A 21,089-nucleotide genomic window follows, 5' to 3' on the forward strand; every position below is an offset into this window, starting at 1 on the left:
GTCGACGCCTGACCTCGTCGTTCAGCCGGCCGGCCGGAACTCGAAGCGAACGCCTTCGGAGCCGTCTTCCACGGTCGTTTCCCACCCGTGAGCGTCGGCGATCTCTCGAACGATCGCTAGCCCGAGCCCGGATCCGTTGTCCGATCCCGAAACGCCGTGCTCCAGCGCGTCGCTCGGATCGATCCCGTCGAATCCACGGCCGTCGTCGGCGATGTAAAACCCCTGATCGAGAGCACCGACCGTCACCGTGATCGCTCCCTCGGCCTTCGGCCGACTGCTCGTTGAACCGTGTTCCACACTGTTCCGAAACAGGTTCTCCAACAGCGTTCGGAGCCGTTCCGGATCGGCGTCGATGGTCGCGTCCGTATCGGGAGTTTCCAGAACGGCGCTTTCGGTGTCCACCGTGCGCCATGCTTCCGCCGCGGCGGTCGCGATGTCGATCCGTTCCACGTCGTCGACGGTCCGTCCGTGTCGGGCCAGCGCGAGCAGGTCGTCGATCAGTTCGCCAATGCGGTCGTGCGCGTCCTCTACTCGGTCGATCTCCGCTTGTATCCCGTCGTCATCGACGAACCCATCGAGGAGTTCGAGGCGACCGCTGGCAACCGTGAGCGGGTTCCGGAGGTCGTGTGAGACCATCTCGGCGAACTTCTCGTGGCGGTCGAGCTCACGCTGGAGCTCGGCGTCGCGCTCACGAAGCTGTTCGGTGCGCTCGGCCCGGTCGAGCGCGGCGGTCACGTTCGCGCCGAGCACCCGTGCGAGCTGGACGTCGCGGTCGTCGAAGAACCCCGGGTCCCGTGAGCCGAGCGGCATCACGCCGTGGTCTCCGAGAGGGACGATGAGCAGGCTCCGAAGCTCACTGTACTCGGCGGTCGTGTCGACCGCGGCGAGGTCGTCAACGCGTATCAGCTCTCCGCGGTCGAACGCCTCCCAGACTCGTCCGTCTCCAGGACCGAAAGGTGGTCGATCACCGATTATCTCGGTCGCCTCCTCGGATATGACGGTCGGACGAAGGGTTCCGGACTCGGGATCGTACAGTCGGACGCCGCTGTTCGGGAGCCCTAGCGTGTCGATGGCGGCGCGGACGGCAACCTCGACGACCTCCCGCGTTCCGTCCGTCTGGAACATCTCACGTGTCGTCTCGTGGAGCGCACGTAGCGTCCGCTCGACCCGTTTCTGATCGTTGATGTCCGCGTACACGCTGTACACGATCCGCCCGTCCGGTTGACTAACGGGGATCCCGTGAAGGATGAAGTCCCTGACTCCGTCGAGCGTCCGACGCCGTACCTCGACTCGGATGGGGTCGCCGTCGCCGTTCAGCATGTCAGGGTCGACCCGTCGAGCGCCGTCCGGGGTCATAGCATCGCGGGCCTCCTGATAGCCGTTCTCGGACGCAGCGTAGCCGAACGTCTCCTCGAAGGCATCGTTCGTCTCGTCGAGGCGTTGGTTCCCGTCCCCGTCAACGAGGACCCTCGCGACGGGTAACGGGATGTTGTCGAACAGCGCGGCGAACCGATCCCGCTCGGATCGGAGCGCGCTTTCCGTCTCGATCTGTGCTATCGCCTCGGCAGCGTGCGTGGCAACGAGCTCGGCGAATTCGATGTCGGCCTCGTCGAAGGCTTCCGGACGGCTGGACACCGCCTGGATCACTCCGTACTCACCGATCGGGACGCTGATCACCGACCCGATGTCGTCGGTGACGGGATCCGCGTCATCCGACCGGTCGAGCTCGTCGATCACAAACGTTCGTTCCTCGGCGGCGGTCCGCCCCGCGATCCCCTCGCCGAGCTTGAACGAACGGACCTCGTCGCTCGTGACGGTCTCGGAGAGCGCCGCGGGGGAGACGTGGTCGCCCTCACGACGAGCCGTGACACAGCGATCGAACTCCAGCACCCGTTCGGCGACGTCGACGACGCGATCGAACACCGTCTCGACCGCGTCGACGGTGGACACCTCGGTCGCGAACTCGTGGATGGCAGTCACCTTTCGGTTGGCCGCTTGAAGATCCGCCTCTGCGTGTCGGCGGCTCAGCGCGTTGTCGACGCGGTTCGCCAGCATCTCGTATCCGTCGGAGCCGCCACCCTTCTGGAGGTAATCGGTGACGCCGGCAGAGATCGCGTCGCTTGCGATTTCCTCGCTTCCCTTCCCCGTGAACAGAATGAAGGGGAGATCGCCGATCTCGGCTCGGACATCGTCCAGCAGGTCTAGTCCCGTCGCATCCGGCATGTCGTGATCGCTGACGACGCAGTCGACGTGACCCTCACGGATCCGGTCCATCGCGGCGTCCGGGGAGGAAGCGGTGACCGTTTCGACGTCGTCGAGGATCCGATCGAGGTACGTCGCCGCGAGATCGGCGGCACCCGGCTCGTCGTCGACGACGAGGACGCGGTCCGGGCCGGCCGTTCGCCCCACGGCGTCGTCGGATCCGTCGACTCCGATTCGGGGTCCGGTTTCACCGGCCCTGCCGTCATCGGGGGCGTCCTCGTCGACTCCGTCCTCCCCGGTTCCGTGGGTCCCGGGGTTCGAATTCATACGTGCCAGTCACCACGCGCTTATTTGAACGTTTTGTCAATAAAATCAAAAATGATACCAGCCGGGGTGTCCCGATGTCCAGCCTACAGGAAGCTCTCGACGTGGTCAGCGACGTCTTCGGGGGTATCGCCGACGGGAACGCCCGCGTCGTTGAGCGCGTCGATCTTCGACTGTGCGGTGCCCGTGCCGGAGCCGGAGACGATGGCACCCGCGTGACCCATTCGCTTGCCCGGCGGGGCCGTACGCCCGGCGATGAAGCCGGTCACCGGGGTGTCCATGTGTTCGCCGATGAACGTCGCGGCCTGCTCCTCGTCCTCGCCGCCGATCTCGCCGCACATTACGACCGCGTCGGTCTCGTCGTCGGCCTCGAACGCCTCTAGGGCGTCGACGAAGGAAGTGCCGATGATCGGGTCGCCGCCGATACCGATCGCGGTGGTCTGACCGATACCCCGTTCGGTGAGGTTGTCGACGACCTGGTAGGTGAGGGTCCCGGAGCGGGAGACCAGCCCGACGTTCCCCTCGGAGAAGATGTTGCCGGGGAGAATGCCGAGTTTCGCCTCGCCGGGCGTGATGATCCCGGGGCAGTTCGGACCGAGCAGACGCGTGTCGGTCTCGCCCAGCCGTTTGTTCACCTTCGCCATGTCCTGCGTCGGGATCCCCTCGGTGATCGCGACCGCCAGATCGAGGTCGGTGTCGAGCGCCTCAAACACCGCGTCCGCGGCGAACGCCGGCGGCACGAAGATCACGGAGGCGTCCGCGTCCTCGGCCTCGACGGCCTCGTCGACCGTGTCGTAGACGGGGACGCCGTCGACCGCTTGGCCGCCCTTGCCGGGGACCGCACCGGCAACGACGTTGGTCCCGTACTCGATCATCTGTCCGGCGTGGAACTTCCCTTCCCCGCCGGTGATACCCTGTACGACCACTCTGGTGTCGTCGTCGACGAAAATGCTCATTGGGTTACCTCCTCCGCGTTCTTCACCGCACGCTGGACGGCTGCCTCCAGCGTCGCCTCGACTTCCACGAGGTCGGTGTTCAGGATCTCCATCCCCTCCTCGGCGTTGGTACCGGCGAGCCGGACGACAACCTTCTTCGGGATCTCATCGAACCCTTCGAGCGCTTCGTTGATCCCCTTAGCGACCTCGTCGCCGCGGGTGATCCCGCCGAAGATGTTGAAGACGACGCTGTCGACGTTGGGATCGGAAAAGACCATGTCGAGCGCCTGCGTCACGCGCTCCGCTTTCGCACCGCCGCCGATGTCGAGAAAGTTGGCGGGTTTGCCGCCGTAGTAGTCGACCAGATCGAGCGTCGTCATTACGAGTCCAGCGCCGTTCCCGATGATCCCGACGTTGCCCGACAGGCGGACGTAATCGAAGCCGTACTCGCCGGCCTTCCGTTCGAGGTCGTCCTCGTAGGACTCCTCGGCGAGGTCGGCGAGGTCGGGCTGGCGGAACAGGGCGTCCTCGTCGATGTTCATCACGGCGTCCGCGGCGGTCACGTCGCGGTCGCTCGTGATCATGACGGGGTTGACCTCGATCTCCGACGCGTCGCTGTCCTCGTAGAGATCGTACAACGTCGAGAGGATCGACGCCACGTCGAGCGCGACGTCGGCGTCGACGCCGGCCTCGTAGACGACCTTGCGAGCCTGATACGGGTGGAGCCCGAACGCGGGATCGACGTGCTCGCGCGCGATCGCGTCCGGCGTCTCCTCGGCGACCGTCTCGATGTCGACGCCGCCCTCAGTCGACACCATCAGCACGGGCTTGCCCTCGCCACGGTCCATCGTCACGCCGACGTACAGCTCGTCGACGAAGTCGACACCGGCCTCGACGAGGACGGTTTCGACGGTGTATCCTTTGAGATCCATCCCGAGGATCTCCTCGGCGTACTGCTCGGCCTCGTCGCGATCGGTCGCGATCTTGATTCCGCCGGCCTTCCCACGACCCCCCACGTGGACCTGCGCTTTGATCGCAGCCGGATAGCCGATCTCGTCGACGGCGTCGAGTACCTCCTCGACGCTCGTCGCGAGCCGGGACTCCGGTACCGGAATCCCGGCATCCGCGAAGATGGTCTTCGCTTGATGTTCGTGTAGTTTCATCCGTGTGGGATCGGAACGGACGGCGGCTTAAATGGTGCCGATCCGGTGTGAGCAAGGCGCATGTCGGCGGGGACGGTCGATGCGACATCGCTTATAGACGTCGGCGCAGCCAACGAGGGCACCGACGAACGGAGCTACCGCCGACGCGAACGATCCGACAGTGCTGCTAGCGCGGTACCCGTCCACGAAATCCGGCCACTCATTTATATAGATTCGAAAAGGCCCTCCGAATCCGGTGTGTTCAGTCGTCGTCGCCGAGAATGACTCGATGGGTCATCGCCTCGGGGTCAAGCACCTCGTCGGCCTCCGCCTCAGTTAAATACCCCTCGTCGACGGCGACCTGCCGGACGGTCTTCCCCTCGTCGAGGGCCTGTTTTGCCACCTTCGAGGCCTTGTCGTAGCCGATCGCGGGGTTGAGCGCGGTCGCCAGTGCCATCGCCTGCTGGACGCGCTCCGCACAGTGCTCCTCGTTGGCCTCCAGCTTTCCGACGAAGCGCTCGCCGAACGTCTCGGCCGCGTTCGCCAGCATATCGGCCGACTGGAGGAAGTTGTACGCGAGCACCGGCTTGTAGAGGTTCAAGTCGAGTTCGCCGCGGGCCGCGCCCGCGGAGACGGCGGCGTCGTTGCCGACGACCTGCTTGTGGACCTGGTTCACCGACTCGGCGACGACCGGGTTGATCTTCCCGGGCATGATCGACGAACCGGGCTGGTTCTCGGGCTGTTCGATCTCCCCGAGTCCGTTTCGCGGCCCGGACGCGAGCAGCCGCAGGTCGTTGGCGATCTTGTTCAGGCTACCGGCGACCGTCCGCAACGCGCCGTGTGCCTCTCCCATCGCGTCGTGAGCCGCCTGCGCCTCGAAGTGGTTGTCGGCCTCGCGGAAGGTCGTCCCCGTCTCGTCGCTGATGTACTCCGCCGCGAGCTCCGGGAACTCGGGATGGGTGTTGAGCCCGGTACCGACCGCGGTGCCGCCCAGGGCGAGCTCGCGGAGGTTCGACTGGATCCCGGAAACGCGCTCGATCCCCTTCGCGACCTGCGTCCGGTAGCCGCCGAACTCCTGTCCGAGCCGGACCGGCGTGGCGTCTTGGAGATGCGTGCGGCCCGTCTTGACGACGCCGTCGAACTCGGCCTCCTTCGCCTCCAACTCCGCGTGGAGTGTTTCGAGGGCGGGGACGAGGTCCTTCTCGACCGCCTCGAGGCTTGCGACGTGCATCGCCGTCGGGATCACGTCGTTGCTCGACTGGCCGTAGTTGACGTGGTCGTTCGGGTGGACGACGCGATCGCCGATCTCCGCGCCCGCGATCTCCGCGGCGCGGTTGGCGATCACCTCGTTGGCGTTCATGTTCGAGGAGGTGCCCGAACCGGTCTGGAACACGTCGACCGGGAACTGGTCGTCGTGCTCGCCGGCTATCACCTCGTCCGCGGCCGCGACGATGGCGTCGGCGGTGTCCGCCTCCAAGAGCCCGAGGTCGCGGTTCGCCTGCGCGGCCGCCTTCTTGACGACCCCGAGCGCACGGACGAAGCGCCGTCCGAACGTGAGTCCCGAGATCGGGAAGTTCTCGACGGCTCGCTGAGTCTGTGCGCCCCAGTAGGCGTCGGTCGGGACCTGCATCTCGCCGAGGCTGTCCTCCTCCGTGCGGTAGTCCTCGCTCATGCGCGTGGGTTCTCCGGAGACGTGGTAAAACCTGCCGATGGCGTGACGAGCGGGATCCTCGGCACCCGCGACCGTCGCATTGCTTTTGAGGACTCCCGTCGAAGAGTCGGTATGAGAGCCATCCTCTTCCTCGTCGTGGGGGTCATCGGGCTGGTAGAGGCACTGGTCCCGGGAGTCGTCGTGAGCGCGTTCACCCGGATCGCCTACCGCGACGCCGAGGACGCGGAGGCCAGACCGTGGTTCCGGACCGTCGTGCGGATCGAGGGTGCGGTCCTCGTTCTCGTCGGACTCGTCGGGCTGTTCCGGACCGCTCGATCCGCGGGGTCGGACGACGAGCGATCCGAGTCCGTCGAACCGGAGTCGAACGATTGAACGATTAAAGCGTTCACGGGCTGGAACGTCATTTTTTCCTCGATTCACCCGAAACTATATTTCGAGCCCACGAGACGTGTGGGGCATGAACGATCCCGTCCACGAGTCGGGTTCCGACGACGTCGAGGGGATCCGGGTTCTCCACGTCGACGACGATGGGGCGTTCGCGGATCTCGTCGCGACGTATCTGGAGCGTCTCGACGACGCGTTCTCGGTGCGGTCCGAGACGGCGGCCCGGGACGCGCTGGAGACGCTCGGATCGGGGTCGTTCGACTGTATCGTTAGCGACTACGACATGCCCGGGATGACGGGACTCGAACTGCTCGATGCGGTACGGTCCAACGACATCGACGTCCCGTTCGTGCTGTTCACGGGGAAGGGATCCGAGGAGATCGCGAGCGATGCCATCGCCGCTGGGGCGACGGATTACATTCAAAAGGAGGGTGGAACCGACCAGTACACCGTCCTCGCGAACCGGGTGCGGAACGCGGTCGATCAGTACCGTTCCAAGCGGGCGCTGGCGTCGAGCCAGGAACGGCTCTCGCGGTTCATCGAACAGTCGCCACTGGGGACCATCGAGTACGACGAGACGTTCGAGATCGTTCGAACCAACCCGGCAGCGGAGACGATACTCGGGTACGACGCCGAGGAGCTTGTGGGCGAGACGTGGACGCCGTTCGTGCCGACGGACCAGCATCGGACCGTCGCGGCGGTCGAACGCGATCTGCTGGCGAACCGCGGCGGGTTCCGGAGTGTCAACGAGAACGTCACCGCCGACGGCGAGCGGATCCGCTGTACGTGGTACAATCAGGTCGTGACCGACGACGACGGCGAAGTAATCCGGGTGTTCTCGCAGTTCGAGGACATCACGGAGCGCGAGGAGCGGAAACGACGGCTCGAACGCACGAACGCGGTACTCTCCACGGTGTTCGATGCGCTCCCGCACGGCGTTCTCGCGGAGGACGCCGACCGACGAGTGCTGACCGTCAACGACCGACTGTTCGAACTGTTCGGGATGGAGGAGATCCCGGCGGAAGCGGTAGGAGCCGACTGTGTCGAGTTCGCCCGCGACGCGAGCGACCGTTTTGCGGATCCCGAGGAGTTCCTGACTCGGGTGAACGCGATCATCGAGCGGGGCGAGCCAGTACGGAACGAGCGGCTGGCGCTCGCCGACGGTCGAGGGCTGATACGCACCTACCGGCCAATTGACCTCCCGGACGGCCGCGGACACCTGTGGCTGTACCGGAACGCCGAGGACGGGTCGTGATCGGACGGGGTCGTCGAACTCGTTTCCAGTTGCTGTCTGTTCATCCGATGGCTTAGTATGGACGTAGTAGTGAGCGATATCGGGAGTAAGCCTCTCAAATCGGCAGCGACGTGATCGTATTTAAACGGACTGTGAGCGACAGCAACGATCGCTTATAAACAAACCGTGCGGTGGCGTGCGCCTCCGAGCGCCCTTTTAAGGGCGCGAGTAGGGAGAGACCGAAGGTCTCTCTGACAGCCGGCGGCAACGCCGCCGGCGAGAGCGTCGCGCGAGGGAGTCGCTGGCGGCGGCTGCCGCCAGCGACAGGGCGAGAGCGGAGCTCTCTCTAGCAATCGGCGGCAAAGCCGCCGGTGACGAGGCTGGGGAGGCGTGAGGTGCGGTTGCTGTGCCGGCTAGGGCTTTGGAGGTCGTCACCGTCGATCCGCGGTCAACCGCTTATAAACGAGTGGCTAGAGCTTTTCAGTAGTTCCTCATATCCTCGCCCATTTATAAACAGCCGCCAGCAACACCACTAATCCACTTATAAATACCTACCACACCGTATTGCGAGACCTACTCTCGGTATCGCTCATGAACGAACCCCCGTCGACCAACGGTTTCTGGGAAGAACCATGTATATAAAAGCGACCTCAACGGGGCCCAAACGCCGGGAACCCGTCTCCCGGACTACCCCTACGATCCCGATCCCGGCCGATCTAGGGCTCTAGCCGGTTCGGATCGCGCGGGAACATGATCGCCTCCTTGATGTTATCGAGCTCGGCGACCTTCTGGACGAGCCGGTCGATCCCGAGCCCGTAGCCGCCGTGGGGCGGCGTTCCGAAGCTCAGCGCCTCGATGTAGAACTCGAAGTTGGCGGTCTCGACGCCCTGCTCCTCCATGACCTCGACCATCCGCTCGACGTCGTGTTCACGCTGGCCGCCGGAGGACAGCTCCTGCCCCTTATATATCAGGTCGAACTTCCGGGACGCGACGTCATCGCCCTCGACGTCCTGCATGTAGTAGAACTTCTCGTCCGGGTAGCCGACGACGAAGAACGCGGGGTGTCCCTGCTCCTCGAAGTACTCCCCGAGCAGCTTCTCGCCTTTCGTGTCCAAGTCGGTCGGATCGTCCGGGAAGTGTCCGTACTCGGTCTCGAGGATATCGAGCGCCTCGTCGAACGTGATCCGCGGGAAGTCCTCTTCGGGGACTTGGAGGTCGACATCAAGCACGTCGAGCTCGCGCTCGGCGTTTTCGGCGGCCGCCCGCAGCGCGTGTCGCAGCGACTCCTCTTGGACGTCCATCACGTCGTGGTGATCCTCGATGTACGCGAGCTCGACGTCGAACATCGCGATCTCGGAGACGTGTCGGGAGGTGGCAAAGTCCTCCGCGCGGAACGCGGTCCCGTTCTCGTAGACGGCCTCGTAGCCCGCGGCCATCAACATCTGTTTGTACAGCTGGGGGCTCTGTGAGAGGAACGCGTCCTTGTCGTAGTAGAGGATCGGGAACAGCTCCGCGCCGCCCTCCGCACCGCCCTTCGAGATGCGCGGGGTCTTGATGTCGACGAACTCTTCCGCCTCGAACCACTCCTCCATCGCGGTCATCAGCTCCGAGCGAAGCGTGAACACGGAGAGGACCTCCGGTTTCCGGAGGTCGAGCGCGCGGTTGTCGAGCCGGGTCGAGAGGTCGACGTCCACGTCCTTCGATATCTCCAGCGGGAGCGGGGAGTCCGCCTCGTCGATGACCTCGTACTCGGTCGGCGCGATCTCGACGCCGCCGGGGGCCTGATCGCTTTCCACCGGTTCGCCGACGATCCGAACGACGTCCTCGGAGCCGACGTCCTGTACGGCCTCGAACAGCTCCGGCTCACGCTCCTCCTTGAAGACGACTTGAATGAGTCCCTCGCGATCGCGAACGATGAGGAAGACCAGTCCGCCGAGATCACGGATCTCGTGGACGTGTCCCGCGATGGCGACCGATCCGGCGTCCGCTTCGACCTGCGACGTGTGAATTCGATCGATCATATAAGTGTGTGTTACGTCCAACTGGCCGCGCATCCGGCATAGGCCTGTCGTCTCGGCGGCGACGGGACCCTCGCTCGTGACCGACGAGTGCTATCGAGAGGCTTCAATCGAGGAGTGCGTGGACCGCGGCCTCGGCCCGCCGGAGCACCTCGCGGACCGGGAGGCCGGTGTCCTCGGCGACCGCCGCGGCCTCGTCGTACTCGGCGCTCACGTCGTACACGTCGCCGTCGGCGGTCGCGGCGACCTTCACCGACACCTCGTGATCGGTCCCCGAAATGGTCAGCGTCGCCGTCTCAAAGGAACGTTCGGCGATCCACCGATGGCTCGCCCCCGCCTGCCGGATCCCGAGCGTCCCCGTCTCGCGAGCGAGACGCTCCGCGACCGTGTCCGCGTCCGCCGGCTTACAGATGACTTTCACCAGATGCCCCGGGCGCGACTTCTTCATGGTCGTCGGAACTATCGTCACGTCGCGAGCGCCCGCGTCCACGAGGGTCTCCTGAAGCCCGCCGAGCACCTCCGGTGCGGCGTCATCGAGGTTCGTCTCAAGGATCGCGATGTCGTCGTGGACGAGGGGTCCCCCCTCCTCGTGACCGTCGTGGCCGGAGTGCGGCTCCTCGCGGGCGTCAACACCGTCACCCCCGTCGCCGACCAGCGTGCGGAGCACGTTCGGGTGTTTCGGGAACGTCGCGTCGCCGGCCCCGTAGCCGGACGCGTCGATGTCGATCGTCGGGATCGTGTCGACATCCTCGGCCACGGCGGCGAGGATCGCCGCGCCCGTCGGCGTCAACAGTTCTCGGTCGATCGGTCCGCCGGAGAGCGTGAACGGCGCACGTCCCGCGATCTCGACGACCGCCGGAGCTGGGACCGGATACGTCCCGTGGCTCATCTCGACCTCGCCACCGCCGGCCGCCACGGGCGTGGTGACGACGCGATCGACGTCGAGGTCGTCGAGGAGGAGCGCCGCTCCGACGACGTCCGCGATCGCGTCGTCCGCGCCGACCTCGTGGAAGTGGATCTCCTCGAGATCGACGCCGTGGATCGATGCCTCGGCGCGACCGAGACGTTCGAAGGCGTCGAGCGCGACGGTCTCGACCGGAACCGGGAGATCCATCGACGCGACGATGTCGACGACTTCGACGTACGAGCGGCTGGCTCCGGAGCCTTCAGCGTGCTCGTGATTGTGGTCGTGATCATGCTCGTGGCTATGACCGTGATTGTGGTCGTGACCATGCTCGTGGCTATGGCCGTGATCGTGGTCGTGATCATGCTCGTGGGACGGAGTCGAATTCGCTTGCTCGCGGTCGTCCCCGTCATCGGGGCCATCGGCGGTATCACCGAGATCATCGAGGAGCACGTCGACCGTCGTCGAGCGGATCCCGTTCTTCGTCGTCTCGCCCACCTCGTAGCGAACGGGGAGTCGATCGCTCACGGGTTCGAGGACCGCGGGATCGGCACCGGCGGCGATCAGGGAGGCACAGATCATGTCGCCGGCGGCACCGGTTCGACCGTCGAAAACGAGCGTTCGCATGCGGTACCGGTGGCGATCGTGGAACAAATACCTCCGGGTTCGCCTCCGTCGATGGAGCTGCCGTTTGACCGATCTCGGGAGTGCGTCGCTCGAACCGATACCGACGAGATCGTAAATAACGGACGTGAGAACGGCCGTCACGATCCATTATAAATGAACGAGGCGGTGGCGTCACCGGCGACTCCGCCGCCGGCAATGACGAGAGAGCGCCACTCACTCGTTTATAAACGCCTCCCTCTCAGTACACTCGATCTACCCCTGACATCGCTCACCGCCCCGTCCGGATCATGCGGGGGGACGACCACCGGTTCCGCTACGGACCTCAACGGTGGCGTTTTTCCCTTATAACGTGTCTTTCACTCCCAACACGCGCTCCTCCGCGTCACGGCCCGGGTCCCACTCGCTTCCGTCGCGGTCGGACTCGCGGTGTTCCGCGACGGTTCGGTTCATCGCCTCGTCGACGGGCATCGACTCCCAGCCGAGGTCCGCGAGCGCGCAGGTGTCGAGCAGGTGCGGGTATTCCCGGTGGAGCACGAAGTCGTCGGGCGCGAGATCGCCGGCCGCCAGCGCGTCGTCGCTGGCGGGGACGACCGTCACTTCGGTGCCGGCGGTGTTCGCGATTGTCTCCACTGTCTCTTGTAGGGTGAGCGCTCGTCGGTCGCCGACGTTGTAGGCCGTTCCGGGCTCGCCGCGCTCGGCGACGATCCGGAGCGCGCTCGCCACGTCCTCGACGTAGGCCCGATGCCAGAGGTTCTGCCCGTCACCCGGGACGACCACCCGGTCGTGGGTCAGCACACGGTCGATCCAGTAGTCGAGCCGCTCGGTGTAATCATACGGGCCGTAGACGATACACGGCCGCACCGCCATCGCGTTCACGCCCGCCTCGGCGGCGGCGAATATCTCGCGGTCGCCCTCGGCCTTCCGGTTCCCGTAGGTGTCGTGGTCGTCGTCGGCCGCCTGCTCGGGCGTACACGGCTCCAGCGGGGTGACACCCTCGCGTTTGGGGACGTGCTCGGCCGCGTACGACGCTCCCGAGGAGATGTACACGTAGCCGTCGACGTCGGCGAACACGTCGGTCGCCACGGCGACGTCCGCCGGGTGGTACGCCACGCAGTCGATCACGACGTCCGGATCCGCGGAGAGGCGCGCGGCCTTCAGGTCCCGCTCGTTCGTCCGGTCGCCCTCGACGTGGGTGACGCGGTCGTCGTCCGCGAAGGGGTTCTCGTGGTTCCCCCGGTTCAACATCGCCACCTCGTAGCCGTGCGCCAGCAGGTCCTCGACGGTGTGTCGGCCGATGAACCGCGTGCCGCCGATGACGAGCGCCGTGTCGGTCATACCGGATTTCGGAGGAGCCGCCTCAAAAGCGTGACCGAAGCGGAAGACGCTATTCGCTCGGACCGATAGTGAAGGTTGCTCCGAACGGGTTGAGTCGGTAGTCGTATGTGGAGTCTAGCTCATCGTTTTCGGAGCCTTGTGTGATGGTTGCCTCCTCGCCAGCTGGAATTCGAGCCGAAAGGGTCTCATTCCCTTCAAGACGCCTTTCCCAGTCCGCACTATCGCCTTCTCGCCATTCGAGCTCTCCCCGGAACGTTCCAACGGCATCGCCGACGTTCGCGATGGTGAATTCGAACTCTTGGAAGCCTTCTTCGCGTTGATCCGGTACGTCCATGCTCACGAACTCGAATTCGGGGAACCCAACGTCTCCGATGTCAAGTTCCCAGATAGCGTCTTTGGGAGCACTTCTCGAGTCACGGTGATAGCCGATTTCAGCGTCACTCACTTCGTTTTTGTTCGCTCTGAACAGGATCCAGCCATTGATCCGGCTACCGGGGTTGACCGAGACTCCCTCAATTGGGGATGATTCAATGTCCCGGAGATCGCCAAAGGCCGTGCCACTCAGACTGGTTAATGCCGATTCATCCGCGAAGGTAAAGTTCTCCGTTCCGACTGTAAGTCCGCTACTCCCCGCGTTTTCTACGCTCACATTGACAAACACAAGGGTTTGGTCAGAGAGGGTGCTTTCAACGGCAACCCGGTCTCTGCTACCGCCAAATAACCCACCAGTGGATTCGGTGATATCGTAGTGGAGTCCTTGTTCGAAGGACACGTCTTCGACGGTGAATCGAAGGTCTTCAACGACTTCTTGTGTGCCACCGGCTTCGGCGCGGATCGGGCCCACTTCGATTTCAGCATCCGCATCATCGTCGACGGGGAGTAGCCCGTCGCTGGCGTCCGAAGCGGTGACCGCATATCGGCCAGCGTACTCGAAGTCCACTGTTTCCGTAGTCAGAGTCACTGTGCCACCACTCTCGACTTCCTCTTCAACCGTAGAAAGGGACGCAGACCGTTGTGGTGCGGATTCACTTTCGAGGCTATCGATTACCGCTTCGACATCCGGTTCCCCGGGCTCACCACCTCGATTACCAATGACGATATCGATGGTCGTGTCCGAATCGACCGTTACTGACTCGTCGTCGGAAACTGACGCGCCATAGACCGCGAATTCGGCCGGGCCGTCCGTTGTCTCTACGTCCGGGATGTCTCCATCCTCATCGCCAAGACAGCCGGCCATTGAACCGACCGATACAAGCCCCGCTGCTGTGAGAAACGTCCGTCTGTCAACCATCAATTATCCATCATCCGCAGCCGCATAAAGCAGTTCCTGTTACATCTCAGTCTGCGTCTCGACGCGACTCCGGTCCCTCGCCGCGCCAGCGCCTGTAGAGAAGGTACGCGATGGCGAAGGGGATCGCCCAGACGGCGACGCCGATGAGCCCGTACCAGACTCCCGTGGCGAGATCGCCTGCGGCGATGCCGATCATCGCGGCAATACCGGTCATACTCTCGCTCGGCGTTTCGGGGACATAAACGCTCCGAGGGACAACTACTCGTTCCCCGGGGGCCTACCGGCCACGTATGAGCGATGTGAGTCGACGGCGACCGTGGCTCGCCGTGTTGCTGGCGATCGTCATCTCCGGACTCGGCCACGCGTACCTCCGCCGATGGGGGAGAGCACTCGCGTGGTACGTGGCGATCACGGCCACCCTCGTCTTCGTCGTCCCCGACGCGGCGCTCGACCAGCTGTTCGCACGGGAGCTCCCCCCGATAGGCGACATCGGGCCGGCGCTCGTCGTGATCGGGGCCAGCATCGTCGACGCGTACGTCGTCGCGATCCGGAACAACCGGACGTACGATCGTCAGCAACGCGCGAGGACGGCGGGAGCCGGGGGGCGAGAGGGAAGCGACCGCGAATCCGAGTTCGGCGACGGTGATCGATCGTCCGACGGCGACGCGGCTACCACCTCGATCGGCTCGTCGACCGGGATGACCGCGGAGACTCCGAACGAGTCGACGTCGACCGCGGAGACCCCGACCGTCGACTGTCCCCACTGCGGGCGGGAGACCGACCCCGAGATCGACTTCTGTCACTGGTGTACCGAGCCGCTGGATCGTGGAAACGACGCGTGAGGCAGGCGAAGGCGGTGCGTGAAGTAGGCGATAGCGATGCGTGAGACGGGCGACGCGTCCGTTTTCCCGATCAGTACTGTGATTCGACGAAGGCGACGACGTCTGCCAGCTCCGCGTCGCCGATCCCGTGGCCGACCGGATACGTCTCGTAGGTGACTGCCGCGCCGATCTCGCGGAAGCGGTCGGCCGCGGCGGACGCACGGGACTCCGGGATCACCCGGTCGCCGGTTCCCGCGCCGACGAAGACGGGTTTCCCGTCGATCCCTGCCGGGTCGACGTCGGCGTGGGAGTCCGGGAGATAGCCGTGAAGCGCGACGACCCACGCGTAGCGGTCGGGCGCTTCGAGCAGCAGCGACAGGCTCGTGATCGCGCCCTGGCTGAAGCCGAGCAGGCCGATCCGATCGGGGTCGATCCCGTAGGCGTCGACTGCGGCGTGGACGCTCTCGCCGACCAGATCGAGTGCCCGTGCGAAGTCCGCGGCGTCCGGCTGGCTCTGGTGAAGCCCGCCGCCGGAGAGGTCGAGCTCGTACCACGTGTAGCCGCCCTGAAGCGGGTCCGGCGCGCGGAGGCTGACGACGTGGAGGTCGTCCGGAAGCGCCTCGGCGATCGGCAACAGGTCCTGCTCGTCCGCTCCGCGACCGTGGAGGACGAAGACGGCGGGGGCGTTCTCGGGGTCATCCGGCGCGACGTGGACGTGTTCTAAGGGGAGTTCACTCATGGCTCCCCGTTCGACGGCTCCCGGGTTGTATCCGTCGACCGCGGCAGCGGGGTTCCGTTGCTGTCGGCGGAAGCGTTGCTGTCGGCGGAAGCGTTGCTGTCGGCGGAAGCGTTGCTGTCGGCGGAAGCGTTGCTGTCGGCGGAAGCGCGGTGGACCGCGGCCAGATCCACCCCACGCTTTCCGGCTCAGGTGGCCTTTTGAGGCCACGGCGGGAATCACCGTTCATGCCGCCGCTGGATCTCGGACTCGGGCTCGGGACCTCCGGACTCGACGACCCGGACGAGTGTACGGAGACGGTCGTGACCGCGCTCGAAGCCGGCTACCGCCACGTCGACACCGCACAGATGTACGACAACGAGGCGGCCGTCGGCGAGGGTATCGCCGCAGCCGACGTCGACCGCGAGGAGGTCGTCGTCGCCACCAAGATCCACCCGGAGAACCTCGCGCCGGAGGCCGTTCGGGAGACGGCAAGGGAGAGTCTCGACCGGCTCGGACTCGACCGCGTCGACCTCCTCTACGTCCACTGGCCGATCCGGAGCTACGACGCCGAGACGACGCTCCCCGCCTTCGATGAACTCCGCGAGCAGGGACTCACCGACCACGTCGGAATATCCAACTTCACGCCGGATCTGGTCCATGAAGCCCGAGAGATACTCGACTCGCCGATCGCGGCCCATCAGGTCGAGTGTCACCCACGGTTCCAACAGCCCGAGATCCGGAAGCTTGCGGGGGAGCTCGATCACCACCTCGTCGGCTACTCCCCGCTCGGCGGCGGCGAGCTGCTGGACGACGAGGTGCTCGGCGAGGTCGCGGAGCGCGCCGGGCTCTCGCCGGCGGTCGTCGCGCTCGCGTGGGCGCTCGAACGCGATGTCGTTCCGATCCCCAAATCCACCGGCGAGCACGTGATCGAGAACCTCGGCGCGCTCGACATCGACCTCTCCGAGGCGGACCTAGAAGTCATCGATGCGATGGTTAGCGGGGAGCGGACCATCGACCCGGACGACGCCGCGTGGAACTAAGCGCGGTGGGAACCGTCCGCCGTCTCCGCCGCTCGGACGGCCGCTAATCGGCGTTCCAGCTCCGCATCGATCCGCTCCACTAGCTCCGGCATCGGTGTGTCGAGGTACGTCTCCCACTGGTCGAGAAAGCCTGAACGGCCGAGGATCCTGACGACCCGGTAGACCGGTGCTCGTGTCTCGAACCCCTCGGGGAGCCCGCCGGCCCGCTCGCGGTAGCCCGCGTACACCGCGTCGCCGAACCGGGCGGGACCCTCGCTATCGAAGTCGTTACACAGCTGGTCGCGGGCCCGAACCAGATCACGGGCCGGGTCGCCGACGTGCGCGAGCTCCCAGTCGATCAGCCCGACCTGCGTCTCCGCCGCCTCGTCGACGACGAACGCGTTCGGCTTGGCCACGTCCCCGTGTAACAGCGCGGCCGGAGCCTCGTCGAGGATCGACCGGTTGGCCTCGACACAGTCGATGGCGGCGTCGAAGTGTCCGGCGAGGCGATCGGTCGTCCCGATCTCGCGGGTCCGTTCGATCGTCGCGAGCAGCACGTCGGTCCACCCGGCCGTCTCCAGTTCGAGACCGGCGTCAACGCGACCGCCGACGATCTCGCCGTGGCTCCCGAAGCGCCCCTCGTGAAGCGCCGCCAGCGTCCGCCCGACGCCCCGCAGGAGCGCTACTCGCTCGGGGTCGTCCTCTGCCGCCGCGTAGACGTCGAGCAGGTCCCGTCCCGGCGCGGGCGCGGTCGCGAGAAACGGCGGGTCCGCGTCCGAGTCCGCGGCGAGGACTTTCGGGACCGGAACCGTTCCGCTCGCCCGGACGTGTTCCAACACCGCACGTTCGCGTGCGATCCGGCTTCCGTCGCCCTCGATGGCGACCTTGAGGTACGCGCGCCCGCCATCCGCGAAGTCGACGCCCACCGTCTCGTTGCCCCCGTTCCAGGAGGGACCGACGCCGACGAGTTCCTCGACGGCTCGATCCGGAAACGCGACCGGGAGGGTCGCCTCGACGGCATCGCTCATACGTTCGATGGCCCGCGGTGACGCAAAACCGTTCCGACGAGCCGCGGGCTCACGATCTCGAACGGGGAGAACGACCGACAACGTCATACGTATCACGAGCGTTTCACGTTTCGATGACAGGACGGGACGCCGCTCGGCGAATAGAATTCGAAACCGACGGCGAGACGCTGTACGTCCGCGACGGCATCGAGAGTGAGCGACTTACGCTTCGGTTCGATCGCGAGCCCGACCCACAGCCCGCGATCACGGATCTGTTTCCGGTTCCCGTCGACCGAGCCGTCAGCTTCGAGGCCGAATCGATATCGGTTCCGTCCTACTCTTCGGTGACGATCAACGAGTCTGACGGCGAGTTCGTCGCCATGCTGACGGAGGATTTGAGCCTTCCTCGGGGAGCGTACTGTTTCGATATCACTGGGACCACGAAGGTGTTCGTCCGCGCAGTCGACGTATCGATCGAGGCAACGGAGATGGCCGGCGAGGATCCGGTCGAGATCACCTTCGACCGACCGACGACGATCACCGTCGGAGGTCGCTCCCTCCACACCCGCCCGGAGGCGACGATCACCGTTCCCGACGACCCGGAGGCACTGATGACGGCGGTGTCGGCGCTCGGCTCGTCGATAGCGGAGTGGTCGCCGGAGCGCTCGTGGCCCACGCTTCGCGGCTATCCGCCCAGAATAGAGCGCGGCGACGAGCTCCACGTGCCGGACCACCTCTCGATCCCCGACACCGGGATCGAGATCGCCGTCCCCCCGACGTATGCCGACATCTATCGGATCGCTCCTCTCGCGTACTACCTCGGCGCAGCCGTCGTTCCCGGTGCCGAGCCGGAGATCCGGCTCGACACGGGGTACGTTGAACCGCTCCCCTCTGAGGGACCGGCGCTCGAGGAGCGGGTTTCGGAGCTGCTCCGAACCACGCTGTTTCTGGACTCGCTCGTCCGCACGGAGGGGTACGTCCCGTCGGACCGCTACGAGTACGAGCAGGTCGGTCCGGATCTTCCGTTCTATCCGCCGAAGCTCGCGGACCGATCGGTAAGCGAACAGCTGATGGAGTATCTGGAGGTCGATCCGGAGATACTCGAGCCGTACGCGCCGCCGTGGCCGACGTGGGCCGTCCTCCGGCCCGGACCCGCGGGTGCGGAGCTGCTTCCGCACCTCGCACACCTCGTCGCTCCGATCCGCGTCCGTGGATCCCCGCTCGACGGGGACGACGGCGACGATGCCGGCGCTCCGACCACGAACCGACCTCTCGCGCTCGCGACCAGCCCGTATCTCCCGCCCGATGGCGGCGTCCCGAACCCCGACGACGAGCCGCTCCCCTCCGGGGTCTCCGCGTTACGCCCCGCGGGATACGAGACCCTCCTCTCGGGATCCCGGTCCGTCGAGGGTGACGTGCGGGTCGCGTTCCTCGTCGACTCGCCGGAGCGAGCCGACGCCGGGAGGCGGGCGATGTCCGAGCCGGCACCGCCCGACGGGGTCGACTCGTGGGAGGTGTACGAGCGCCCGAGTCGCGAGGAGATCGTCGAGATGCTGACCGATCCGGCGGTCGACCTGCTGTACTGTAGCCTCCCGACCGACGGGTCACGGATCGTTCATGAAGACGGTGGTATCGACCTCGCGGGGATCCGGACCCTCCCCGCTGCCACGGTCTTCGAGCGTACCGGGACGGTCGCACCCGCGCACCGCTCCGTCGAGTCGGGATCGGTCGGGTCGGTCGCCGCCGACGGACCGCTCGATGCCTCCCGGATCCGCTCGCTCGTCGGACTCCTCGCGAGCGCGACGCCGCTTGCTCTGAGCGTTGCTCTTGCGGGGGTACAGGAGGCGGGTGATATCCGACTTGCGGGGGATCCGGGGGTAGTGGTGGCCACACCAAAGCCCGGATCATATAAATATCGGTGTGTAGTCAAGATACAGTCAAGCTCTTCAAAAACACATATCGCTGAGTCGCATACTGCTCTCTCGACGGACTCGCGTGTTGGTGCGGAGTCAACGTGTGTCCACAATTGGGGCCAGCAGCTGCCGGAGCTCGGGGGAATTCCACAAACCGAACCAGAATCGCTGTCGGGAACGCAAGTACTGGATCTCATCCCCGAACCTGACGGAATCGTCGATCTTAACGGACAGATCGTCTTTCAGAGTGACGGTCTCACCGAGTCAGACATCGAACAGTCGGCCCGCGACGCGCTCGCCGACGAGGACGAGACGAGCGACAGACCCGACATGCGATCGCTGATTCAACCCGACTCCGAGTAGCCTACTGCCGACGAGTTTTCAACGCCTCCGCTCAAATCATGGCGTATGCCACAGATCCACCTCGACGAGGAGACGATCGAACGGCTCGACGCGCTCCGCGCCGCCGACGAGGAGTACGACGAACTCGTTACCGAACTGCTGGACAGTCACGCGGACACAACCGGGAACTAATTCGCAACCAGAAGCCGGCGCCCCTGCCCCGATCGGTCACTCCTGATACGCGATCCGCACCTGTTCCCACTTTCCGACCTCCTCCAGATGCGCCTGTAGCTCGTCGGCGTACTCCTGAACCAGCCGTTCGGCGGCCTCGACCTCCTCGTCGCTCGGGGCCGCTCCCCCGCCCGAGCCGCCGAGGCCGAGCGCGCCCTTGATCGAGTCGAGGACGCCGCCGGAGCCGCCGGATCCCCCGTCTCCCCCGCCTCCGGGCGTGCCACCCATCGCCGAGACCTGATCGCGGACGTTCTTCAACTCGGGCATGATCGCGGGAAGGTTCGAGGTGTCGGCGACGATCCGCGCGTTCTCGGGGTCGTCGGAGTGCTCGATCTCGAACTCCGTCGCGGTCATGATGAGTCCCCACTCCTGACTGGAGAAGCGGGACGAAGCCACGCGGTCGTTGAACCGATTGTCGACGGCCATCCGCTCGCCGACGATCGCGTCCGTCCACTCGCTCATACCCGCTCATGGGCGATGACGGTTGAAAAACTCGTTCCCATCGACCGGGAGACGGCGAGACGTTTTAGCCCGTTCATCCCTTCCCCGAGAGCATGGTAGAACGCAGCCGTCGAGCGGTCGTCGCGTCCGCCGGAGCGCTCTCCCTGCTCGGGCTCGCGGGCTGTGCCGGACTGGGAGACGACGGAAACGACTTCGGTGACGCCGTCGACCGGACCGGCGAGGACACGATCGACGTGACCGTCGGCGCGGACAACGGGCTCTCGTATGACCCCGCGAACGTCGTGATCGACGTCGGGACCACGGTCGTCTGGGAGTGGACCGGCCGAGGCGGCGGCCACGACGTCGTCGAGGTCGACGACGAGGTATTCGCCTCGGATCTCGTCGACGAGGCCGGTCACACCTTCGAGCACACGTTCGAGGAGCCGGGCGAGTACGAGTACGTCTGTACACCACATCAGACACAGGGAATGAACGGACGGGTCGAAGTCGTGGAGTGAGAGGGTTCGGA

The 21,089-nt window shown here is 65.5% G+C and carries 19 protein-coding genes; 7 read left to right on the top strand and 12 right to left on the bottom strand.

The annotated features are described in order from the left end of the window. Nucleotides 1-21: 21 nt before the first annotated feature. The 4 genes from J2751_RS00365 to J2751_RS00380 all read right to left on the bottom strand — a co-directional run bounded on the left by J2751_RS00365 (nucleotide 22) and on the right by J2751_RS00380 (nucleotide 6,275). Nucleotides 22-2,529 carry a hybrid sensor histidine kinase/response regulator gene (locus J2751_RS00365; RefSeq protein WP_209482477.1) on the bottom strand — a complete coding sequence of 836 codons (2,508 nt, stop codon included), beginning with the start codon at nucleotides 2,527-2,529 and terminating at the stop codon, nucleotides 22-24. An 83-nt stretch (nucleotides 2,530-2,612) separates the two neighbouring features. Further along, the gene (gene sucD / locus J2751_RS00370; RefSeq protein WP_209482478.1) at nucleotides 2,613-3,482 is read right to left on the bottom strand and encodes a succinate--CoA ligase subunit alpha; all 870 of its coding nucleotides are present in this window, start codon (nucleotides 3,480-3,482) and stop codon (nucleotides 2,613-2,615) included. After that, complete coding sequence (gene sucC / locus J2751_RS00375) at nucleotides 3,479-4,624, bottom strand: ADP-forming succinate--CoA ligase subunit beta (protein WP_209482479.1); 1,146 nt, start codon at nucleotides 4,622-4,624, stop codon at nucleotides 3,479-3,481. Before sucC ends, sucD begins: the two co-directional genes overlap by 4 nt. 241 nt (nucleotides 4,625-4,865) lie before the next feature. Continuing rightward, on the bottom strand, nucleotides 4,866-6,275 hold the full coding sequence (locus tag J2751_RS00380; RefSeq protein ID WP_209482480.1) for a class II fumarate hydratase: 1,410 nt from the start codon (nucleotides 6,273-6,275) through the stop codon (nucleotides 4,866-4,868). Nucleotides 6,276-6,386: 111 nt separating this feature from the next. On the opposite strand from J2751_RS00380, the gene J2751_RS00385 reads away from it, so the two are divergent. Together J2751_RS00385 and J2751_RS00390 are read left to right on the top strand one after the other, a co-directional pair. Further along, nucleotides 6,387-6,647, top strand: coding sequence for a hypothetical protein (locus J2751_RS00385; RefSeq protein WP_209482481.1), 261 nt, complete (start codon nucleotides 6,387-6,389; stop codon nucleotides 6,645-6,647). Between the two features lie 85 nt (nucleotides 6,648-6,732). After that, nucleotides 6,733-7,914, top strand: a complete 1,182-nt coding sequence (locus J2751_RS00390; protein ID WP_209482482.1) for a PAS domain-containing response regulator — start codon at nucleotides 6,733-6,735, stop codon at nucleotides 7,912-7,914. A gap of 695 nt (nucleotides 7,915-8,609) precedes the next feature. Here the strand turns inward: J2751_RS00390 and aspS are convergent. From aspS to J2751_RS00415, 5 genes are all read right to left on the bottom strand, one after another. Continuing rightward, entirely contained in the window at nucleotides 8,610-9,914 is a 1,305-nt protein-coding gene (aspS, locus tag J2751_RS00395) for an aspartate--tRNA(Asn) ligase (protein WP_209482483.1), read from the bottom strand. 103 nt (nucleotides 9,915-10,017) lie between these two features. Further along, a complete protein-coding gene (gene larC / locus J2751_RS00400; RefSeq protein WP_209482484.1) occupies nucleotides 10,018-11,442 on the bottom strand; it encodes a nickel pincer cofactor biosynthesis protein LarC in 1,425 nt (474 codons plus the stop codon). A 342-nt stretch (nucleotides 11,443-11,784) separates the two neighbouring features. Further along, nucleotides 11,785-12,777, bottom strand: a complete 993-nt coding sequence (locus J2751_RS00405; protein ID WP_209482485.1) for an NAD-dependent epimerase/dehydratase family protein — start codon at nucleotides 12,775-12,777, stop codon at nucleotides 11,785-11,787. Between the two features lie 49 nt (nucleotides 12,778-12,826). Then, complete coding sequence (locus tag J2751_RS00410) at nucleotides 12,827-14,068, bottom strand: DUF4352 domain-containing protein (RefSeq protein ID WP_209482486.1); 1,242 nt, start codon at nucleotides 14,066-14,068, stop codon at nucleotides 12,827-12,829. Between the two features lie 46 nt (nucleotides 14,069-14,114). Further along, a complete protein-coding gene (locus J2751_RS00415) occupies nucleotides 14,115-14,282 on the bottom strand; it encodes a hypothetical protein (protein ID WP_209482653.1) in 168 nt (55 codons plus the stop codon). 76 nt (nucleotides 14,283-14,358) lie between these two features. On the opposite strand from J2751_RS00415, the gene J2751_RS00420 reads away from it, so the two are divergent. Then, complete coding sequence (locus J2751_RS00420; RefSeq protein ID WP_209482487.1) at nucleotides 14,359-14,910, top strand: zinc ribbon domain-containing protein; 552 nt, start codon at nucleotides 14,359-14,361, stop codon at nucleotides 14,908-14,910. Between the two features lie 70 nt (nucleotides 14,911-14,980). Here J2751_RS00420 and J2751_RS00425 read toward each other — a convergent pair whose 3' ends face one another. Next, the gene (locus J2751_RS00425; RefSeq protein WP_209482488.1) at nucleotides 14,981-15,628 is read right to left on the bottom strand and encodes an alpha/beta hydrolase; all 648 of its coding nucleotides are present in this window, start codon (nucleotides 15,626-15,628) and stop codon (nucleotides 14,981-14,983) included. A 224-nt stretch (nucleotides 15,629-15,852) separates the two neighbouring features. On the opposite strand from J2751_RS00425, the gene J2751_RS00430 reads away from it, so the two are divergent. Further along, on the top strand, nucleotides 15,853-16,647 hold the full coding sequence (locus tag J2751_RS00430) for an aldo/keto reductase (protein ID WP_209482489.1): 795 nt from the start codon (nucleotides 15,853-15,855) through the stop codon (nucleotides 16,645-16,647). Here J2751_RS00430 and J2751_RS00435 read toward each other — a convergent pair. Continuing rightward, the gene (locus tag J2751_RS00435; protein ID WP_209482490.1) at nucleotides 16,644-17,654 is read right to left on the bottom strand and encodes a phosphotransferase family protein; all 1,011 of its coding nucleotides are present in this window, start codon (nucleotides 17,652-17,654) and stop codon (nucleotides 16,644-16,646) included. The genes J2751_RS00430 and J2751_RS00435 overlap by 4 nt on opposite strands. 113 nt (nucleotides 17,655-17,767) lie before the next feature. Here J2751_RS00435 and J2751_RS00440 point away from each other — a divergent pair, with 113 nt between their 5' ends. Together J2751_RS00440 and J2751_RS15675 are read left to right on the top strand one after the other, a co-directional pair. Continuing rightward, complete coding sequence (locus tag J2751_RS00440; protein WP_209482491.1) at nucleotides 17,768-19,909, top strand: hypothetical protein; 2,142 nt, start codon at nucleotides 17,768-17,770, stop codon at nucleotides 19,907-19,909. A gap of 45 nt (nucleotides 19,910-19,954) precedes the next feature. Continuing rightward, entirely contained in the window at nucleotides 19,955-20,080 is a 126-nt protein-coding gene (locus J2751_RS15675) for a DUF7557 family protein (protein WP_280900814.1), read from the top strand. Between the two features lie 36 nt (nucleotides 20,081-20,116). Here J2751_RS15675 and J2751_RS00445 read toward each other — a convergent pair whose 3' ends face one another. Then, nucleotides 20,117-20,581: a DUF5799 family protein gene (locus tag J2751_RS00445; RefSeq protein WP_209482492.1), complete on the bottom strand. Its 465-nt coding sequence runs from the start codon at nucleotides 20,579-20,581 to the stop codon at nucleotides 20,117-20,119. A 92-nt stretch (nucleotides 20,582-20,673) separates the two neighbouring features. Between J2751_RS00445 and J2751_RS00450 the strand changes: the two genes are divergently transcribed. After that, entirely contained in the window at nucleotides 20,674-21,078 is a 405-nt protein-coding gene (locus J2751_RS00450; protein ID WP_209482493.1) for a halocyanin domain-containing protein, read from the top strand. Nucleotides 21,079-21,089 lie beyond the last annotated feature (11 nt).

Origin of the sequence: Halorubrum alkaliphilum (assembly GCF_017873815.1) — an archaeon.
In the GTDB taxonomy this organism is placed as follows: Archaea; Halobacteriota; Halobacteria; order Halobacteriales; family Haloferacaceae; genus Halorubrum; species Halorubrum alkaliphilum.

Excerpts from the sequence above, each read along its gene's own strand:
- sucD (WP_209482478.1), bottom strand. The coding sequence starts at position 3,482 with ATGAGCATTTTCGTCGACGACGACACCAGAGTGGTCGTACAGGGTATC.
- J2751_RS00425 (WP_209482488.1), bottom strand. The coding sequence starts at position 15,628 with ATGAGTGAACTCCCCTTAGAACACGTCCACGTCGCGCCGGATGACCCC.
- J2751_RS00445 (WP_209482492.1), bottom strand. The coding sequence starts at position 20,581 with ATGAGCGAGTGGACGGACGCGATCGTCGGCGAGCGGATGGCCGTCGAC.
- J2751_RS00405 (WP_209482485.1), bottom strand. The coding sequence starts at position 12,777 with ATGACCGACACGGCGCTCGTCATCGGCGGCACGCGGTTCATCGGCCGA.
- J2751_RS00450 (WP_209482493.1), top strand. The coding sequence starts at position 20,674 with ATGGTAGAACGCAGCCGTCGAGCGGTCGTCGCGTCCGCCGGAGCGCTC.
- J2751_RS00380 (WP_209482480.1), bottom strand. The coding sequence starts at position 6,275 with ATGAGCGAGGACTACCGCACGGAGGAGGACAGCCTCGGCGAGATGCAG.
- J2751_RS00420 (WP_209482487.1), top strand. The coding sequence starts at position 14,359 with ATGAGCGATGTGAGTCGACGGCGACCGTGGCTCGCCGTGTTGCTGGCG.
- larC (WP_209482484.1), bottom strand. The coding sequence starts at position 11,442 with ATGCGAACGCTCGTTTTCGACGGTCGAACCGGTGCCGCCGGCGACATG.
- J2751_RS00385 (WP_209482481.1), top strand. The coding sequence starts at position 6,387 with ATGAGAGCCATCCTCTTCCTCGTCGTGGGGGTCATCGGGCTGGTAGAG.
- J2751_RS00430 (WP_209482489.1), top strand. The coding sequence starts at position 15,853 with ATGCCGCCGCTGGATCTCGGACTCGGGCTCGGGACCTCCGGACTCGAC.
- J2751_RS15675 (WP_280900814.1), top strand. The coding sequence starts at position 19,955 with ATGCCACAGATCCACCTCGACGAGGAGACGATCGAACGGCTCGACGCG.
- J2751_RS00365 (WP_209482477.1), bottom strand. The coding sequence starts at position 2,529 with ATGAATTCGAACCCCGGGACCCACGGAACCGGGGAGGACGGAGTCGAC.
- J2751_RS00415 (WP_209482653.1), bottom strand. The coding sequence starts at position 14,282 with ATGACCGGTATTGCCGCGATGATCGGCATCGCCGCAGGCGATCTCGCC.
- J2751_RS00435 (WP_209482490.1), bottom strand. The coding sequence starts at position 17,654 with ATGAGCGATGCCGTCGAGGCGACCCTCCCGGTCGCGTTTCCGGATCGA.
- J2751_RS00410 (WP_209482486.1), bottom strand. The coding sequence starts at position 14,068 with ATGGTTGACAGACGGACGTTTCTCACAGCAGCGGGGCTTGTATCGGTC.
- sucC (WP_209482479.1), bottom strand. The coding sequence starts at position 4,624 with ATGAAACTACACGAACATCAAGCGAAGACCATCTTCGCGGATGCCGGG.
- aspS (WP_209482483.1), bottom strand. The coding sequence starts at position 9,914 with ATGATCGATCGAATTCACACGTCGCAGGTCGAAGCGGACGCCGGATCG.
- J2751_RS00390 (WP_209482482.1), top strand. The coding sequence starts at position 6,733 with ATGAACGATCCCGTCCACGAGTCGGGTTCCGACGACGTCGAGGGGATC.
- J2751_RS00440 (WP_209482491.1), top strand. The coding sequence starts at position 17,768 with ATGACAGGACGGGACGCCGCTCGGCGAATAGAATTCGAAACCGACGGC.